This is a genomic window from Legionella brunensis, assembly GCF_001467025.1.
Taxonomy (GTDB): Bacteria; Pseudomonadota; Gammaproteobacteria; order Legionellales; family Legionellaceae; genus Tatlockia; species Tatlockia brunensis.
The window spans coordinates 300,408-306,938 of sequence record NZ_LNXV01000036.1 but is presented as its reverse complement, the minus strand read 5'-3'; the positions used below and the strand labels follow the sequence as shown (position 1 = coordinate 306,938).

The following is a 6,531-nucleotide window of genomic DNA, read 5'->3' as shown; positions in this document are numbered from 1 at the left end:
TCGATGAGACAGTCCGCATGGTGGTGCAAAAGGTTGGTGATTTTATCCAGCCAGTAGACTTGTTTTTCCCAATTCTTATCCCTTTCTTGTTTCTCCCCATCCTTATCTTGTTTTTTCGAAAGCAAAAGTTCAATGTACTTAAGCTCTAATGACTGTATTGAATCGCCTGTGGTGACCATATAGCGGCGATTGGTCATGACTTCCGTGAATTCCTGATAAATTTGTTTCAAGCGTTCAGGAGAGCTATTGCTGTCGCGGTTAAATGTAAAACGATAGGCTCCTTTTCCAAATAAGCGCTGGGAAGTTCGGTTGAAATCGATGTAGTTAGTCTCTAACAAGGCAGGGGGTACTTCGATGACCACCAGGTTATCGCCTTCGGCTTTCTTTTCAGCGGCAACGGGGAGAATGACTTTCGATTTTCCACCACCAGGAATAACCTTTTCGATTCGTTCTTTAAAGCCACGGCCATCCTCAGTATGCTCAAGTAACGATTTTAAGGCACTGACTTGTCGAGTACGGAGTAAGATATCTTCTTCATGCTGGATGATGACTGTTGCGGGTTCTTCCAATCCCGGAATGTTTTCTCTAGCTAACGCATCGAGTGCTTGGAAGGCAAGCGTTTCATCCTTGGTTTTAAGTGCTTTATCAAGATTAGAGTTGATGTTTTTAACTGCTTGATGTTGAATATCTTGGAAGAGCGCTTTGTGGATTAAATCGTGTAATTGCTTTACCTTTTCAGCAGATAGCCCTGTTTTTTCCATGCTGTAGGCCACATCAGCACGGCAATACATGGCAATAAGATCTTTCTTCTTAAGCGTAGGTCTTGCTTTCGCGTGTTGTTCAATTTTCCACTTTCTTGCCTCTTTAGGATCGGCAGGCCCTTCATCGGCAAGTTTTAAGGCTTCTTCCCAGCTTTTTTGCGCCTGATTTTTAAGTGCGGGAGTCACTTTTTCGGTCATGTCGCGAACTAATTCACCGAGCTTAGGATTCTCAATCAGGGATTTTGCCAGTTTCTTTTGTTCTTGCTCTAAAGCAAAAATGTGTTTACCAGCGGCGTTTTCCGTGTCGATTTCACTTTCATGACCAATAATACTTTTTTCTTGCAGCTTTCGATAATGAGTAATTATCTTTTCTAACTCTTCTACCAAGCCACCTGATCTCTTTTCTTCAAGATACTGGTGGATATCTTTTTGCTCTAAAAGGGAGGTTTTTTCCAGTTTTGTTGCAACGAGCGGAATATGTTCCGGACGTTTTCGGGCGAGTATCTGCTCAGGTGTTGCTAATGCTTCAGTATAAATATCTTTTGCTTGCAGAACTTTGATAGGCTTTATGTGAAAGTTGCTGGCCTCGTTTACCAATTCAAAGAACTCAGTGTTCCCCCAACTATAGTTATGACCCGGATTGTTGATTACGCGATATAAAATATTACACAGAAGCGGAATATTTGATTGTTGATCAGATAATGGTACATGGCGACTAGCACGTAAGGTCTGCTTACAGAACGTTAATAAACGCTTCTGGAGTTCGGTTTTTTTATTTGAATTTGCTAACTGCAAGTACGCTGGAAAATTCGTGATAAAGGTATCGTCAGTCATGTTTGAAGAGAGCTCAGCAACGGCCTTTGTAAGTTCTGTTATACCTAGTTGTGACTTGAAAACATTACCCTGCCAGCTTTCAAAAGCTTTCACCGTGCTAGGTAAAAGATGAGTCTCTTTAATCGAACTCGAGGAGGGCAAGCTTAAGTCGATACTTACCTCTTCAAGCTTTGTAGACTTCTTGCTCACGGTTTGCAATTTTTTGAGTTGCTTATCAATAAACTCTAACCTTCTCTTGTCAGCGGCTGTTGAGGTTTTTGCTTTTTCTCGAGCAAGAAGTGCGTCACGTTCTTGTTGGATGGCTTCAATCGTTAAATTCATCCATTCATAACCTAAAGAACCCCGAGGTGCTCTGTCGTCTTTGGGCTGTGACCTGTGATAGTAATCCAACAGGCTTTTACGCTCGTGATTGGACAGTTGATAACCATGTTCAAGGTGGCGTCCCATCCTCTGATAACGGTCAAAGGTTTGGTAAATTGTTCCGGGAAGCGCTTTAAGGAATTTTTCTAAGCCTTGATGTTGATTTAATGCATAGTGGGCATTTGCGCTATCCTCAAGGCTGGGCGCTTTTAGATCAAATTTGCGATCTTGCATGAGAAAATCACTGGCAAGACCTAATGCCTTTAATTGGCATGCTACATAGGGGGGAGTACTTCTGGTGGCATCCTCAGCATCTATATTTGAATTAGGTAGGATATGAGGCATATCATTGCAAATCCAGGAAAGAAATTGTAATTCTGCGGGATCACCGGTTAATCCTCCCAAACGAGTATTGCAATCTTCTAATACAGCCCATGCCTTTTCTGTTTGGTCTGTAGCAAGATAGGTGTAAGCTAAATAAAGGGCATCAGCGACAGTATCGGCGACAGGTTGTCCATCTTGTAAGCGGAAGCTCACGTATTTCTCGCTACCCTGGTAGTGCCACATGGGCTCTTGCGCAGGAGGTTGGCGCTCCCAGGCTGCTTTTAACTCAGCTTTAGCAATCGTTCCATTCGTGTCATGCACCACAGGATAGAAATCACTTTGTTCAGCATCATCTTCGGTTGCATAAAATCGGGCTACGGGCACGAGGCAGCGGTTGTAATCCCCCTTCGATAGCACGAGCCCCCTCACATTGGGGTGAATGGGCGATGAATCCTCAACAACGTGTTCGCCAGTTTCAGGGTACACAAGAGCAGGTTTGGTACCGGCGGTGTCCACTTCTAATGTCAGGTTATACCGTGGCAGTTTAATGAGAGTATAACTAGCGCTGGTGTGAGCCAGTATAAAATTGTTACTCTCAAAATTATGAATAACGGAATGCCATCGCTTATCAAGCCGACTTAACTGATAAGGTGTTTTTTTACCCTCTTTATCCAGGACTGTAATTATTCCCTTAGAGTCGATGGAATAAACGGGACTGTTATTTTGAACTAAGAGCCCTTCTCCTGAATTATTGGTGGCATACCAATAATCCGACGTGCCATCAGTTAAGACTAGAGGCAAGGAAGAGGTAACCGGGATGTTTTCTTCATTGGCGTGATATGCAAGGTGATTCTCGGTCAGCGCTTGTAGTTCATAGCCGCGCTTTTTATCATCAATCGTCCAATCTTTTTGCACCGTGAGTTTTTTATCACTATAAAATAGCCGTACTTCATGGTTTGGATCCGGCAGAACCATGTATTTCTCATCAGCTGAGATAAGACATTTCTGTTGTTCCTGAAGATTTAAATGCTTAATCAGGGCATGGTTTTGTAGGGCTAACGGTAAACCACCATGGGCCAATCCGTTTTCAAAAATTTTACCCAAAAAGACATTGAACTCCAGTGTCTTTTTGTCTTTTGTGTCCTTCAATTCGTAGATAGGAAATCGGCCTTTTTCCAGCATTAATGTTGGTGAGTGTGCTGCCAACGTTTTTTGAACGGCATTTGTTATTTCATGCTCAGGCTGTTGACTTGCCAAAACCTGGAATTTGGCAATCGCAGCATCCACTTCGACGCGGTGATTGAAGTCTTGAAGAATAAAAGGATCAGCATGGCTTTGTAAGTAGAAATAAGCATTAAAGGCAGTTGCGAACAATTCACTGGACACTTTTTCACCCATTTCAATTTGGGTCATGACCGTTAAGAATAAATATTGTTGCAAGACATACGTTTCGTCAGGACCATTGGGGAGTGCAAGCTGTTTGCTGAGGGCTTCTTGCACATTTTGAAGACGTTTAAGTCCTGCGGGTTTATCACTAAGGTAGAGATAGCGACTGACTAAGTAGTTCAATCGGAAAAACACCAGTGAATCACGTGTACATTGCCCATTTTTGTTAAAAAAGCGAAATCCCGTTTTCAAAAATTTATCAAATTGCGGGAAGAACGTAGGATTTTTAAACGCTTGTGTTAAAAGCCCTGGTTGGAAAAGATTCGCCTCGACATAGTGTTTATTAGACTCTTTGGAAAGTTTGGCAATATTGCGAGTAAAATAATCAAGGGTTAATGTTATTTGGAGTTTGGGTTCACTTCTTAGGTGAAAATAATCACGAGCAGCAATGTCTTGTTGGGTTATATGTCGCCTAGAATTTGATTTCGACTCCTTCTTTGATGGATTAAGCTGAATATCATTGGCAGTTCTCACTCGAAGCGGAAATGATTGAGGAGCTCTATTGCTAACATCCGCATTCAATGCGTCCAGAGCAGGAGAGTCTTCTATCATGGTTCTGTTTTTAGTAATTTCAATTGACCGTTCTTGCCAGGCAATATAAGAGGGAAACAAGGGCGTGTCGAGGTCGAAATTATTATTACTTGATACATAGAATCTAATTGACGGGTTGCCTGAAAAATTTGAACTAAAGAAATGGCTAATACCTTTCATCAGCTTGCTTTCATATTGAATGTGGGCTTGAACAGTCTCAATGGCTTCGTTATATTGGGATGGAAGCGTTATTCTTAATCCCAGATGCTCTGATATTAAGTACACAGGCCCAAGCTTCTTCTCTCTAATTTTGTTATGAAGCTTGCTAGTATCGTGACCATAAGTTTTCTCGTATTCACTCTCCAAGCTCTTATATAAATCGGGGGCGATTAGTTGGTTAAAGTAACCATAATGCTCATCATGGCTTACAGTGGGGAAACCGAAAAATTTTATTTGTAACTCTTTAAATTTTTTGTCAAGTCCTGGATGATTTGTAGCCCAAAATGGATTTCTTTGGTTATTACCAATAACAGTTTCCATCGCAACACCTGCAAAGGGTGTAAATGAGGGTAACTTTTTAGTTCTTCCAATGGTATCTTGAATGTCTATCTGGAGAGCAAGGGTGCTAAGCCCCATTATATTTAATGCCCCAGTTTGTGCTTTGTTAAACCATTTTTTTTGCAAACCGTTAGATCCGCTGATTAAATTTTGAATAGTATCCATGCATTTTTCGAACTCTTCGTAGTCACCTAAGGTCTTAAGTTCATTGTAAAAGGTGTTTGAAGTTTCGATAGGGAGTGCAAGAATAAGTTGCTCAAGATAATAATACTGTGTAGCTGGGTCTTTGATATTCTTAATATCACGAACTGCTTGTTTAATATTGTTTAAAAAATTCTTTCCCTGGCCAAAATTAACTGGGTTAGGTAAGTTAGCATCATAACGGAAATTACTATAGTTCTCACTTGAAGTTGAAGCAGGCGTCAGGTGACTTCTTATTGTTAGTTGAGTAGGAGCATCTCCTGCAGGCGCTGATTTTTTCGTGGTTACTAATGGAGCCTCATTAACTTGCTCCTGTAATGCCAAAAGCTCTTTTAAGTAGTTTTCGGTGTCAAATTCATCAAAAAGTCCCTCAGTTTTTAATATTTTCAAATTGTTTTCTATTGCCAGATTAATTTGCTTTAGCGACGCGCGTGTCAGCTTTTCACCTCCTTTTTGGTTAATACAAGCATCGATATAATCTCTAAGGGCATGATGTTTAAATTTGAAAATAAATTGTTCATACTCATCAACAGATGGCGAATTGATTTTAAGCATTTGATGAAGACAGCGTTGTGAACAAGTTCCGGAGAGTTGTCCGCCGGTATAGGCGTGTTCAGGAACAGCATGGGGCTCTTGTTCCACACCCTTAATATGACTAATAGTAGGCAGGATTTCTTCATAAAGAATTTTTTCATTTATTGGTTTTTTGCGGTCGTCAGTGTGGATTCTTGCTTTAAGGAGGCGGCTAATAAAAAGACCAACTTCTGCCTCATTAGCCTCGTCTTCACCTGTTCCCATCGGTGGGATTTTCCACGTCTTTGTCGGGTTATACAATTCCTTGGTTTCGCCCGAGCCTTTATGATGGTAGTTAATTCCGCCGCCTGCATTGAAAATGGTAAACTCATAACCGCCATCTTTAGTGCGAACAAATTGATAAACCATACCATGGCCACCAGAGCGGTTTGACCATCCGCCTGGCATTAATAGTTTCTGTCCTACCGGTAGGCTTTGGAGTTTTTTAGCAATGTCCCCACCAAGTTTGTCAATTTCTTGGGGGATTTGAGAGCCTAGAGCAATCCTATCCAATGCCTGCTCGGTTTCGAGCAAAGACTTGGTATCCTTAAATAATTGTTGGTATGCAAGGGGGAACTCTTCTTTGCCACCCTTTACCTTTAGGCTCTCTAAATATTCCTTGAGGTACAATACAGTGTTGGAAAAGTGATTCCCTTCAAGTTTATAGGTTCCAGAAAGGTTTGCGTCATTTTGTATATGGGCAAACAAAGAAGCATTGATAGTAACCATTTTAAACAACCCGATTTTTTTATGTATATTTTGCTATTATAGTTAGCTTGGCTTAAGTTAACATTAACGTGGTTTACTATTTATAAGTAAAGGAAATAGAAAAGGCTTTCCCTGAAAATAAATAAGCATTTTTAATAAATATTTGAAAATTACGAAGAATAGAATTGTGGCGCTTAATGGAGAACTTAAATGCCTAAATCTATTGTTAAAATTG

At 40.8% G+C, this 6,531-nt stretch carries 1 protein-coding gene; it reads right to left on the bottom strand.

From position 1 onward, the window contains the following. Positions 1-6,317, bottom strand: a 6,317-nt coding sequence (locus Lbru_RS17565) for a DUF3638 domain-containing protein (protein WP_193786927.1), incomplete at its 3' end; no start/stop codon positions are given. Between the last annotated feature and the right edge of the window lie 214 nt (positions 6,318-6,531).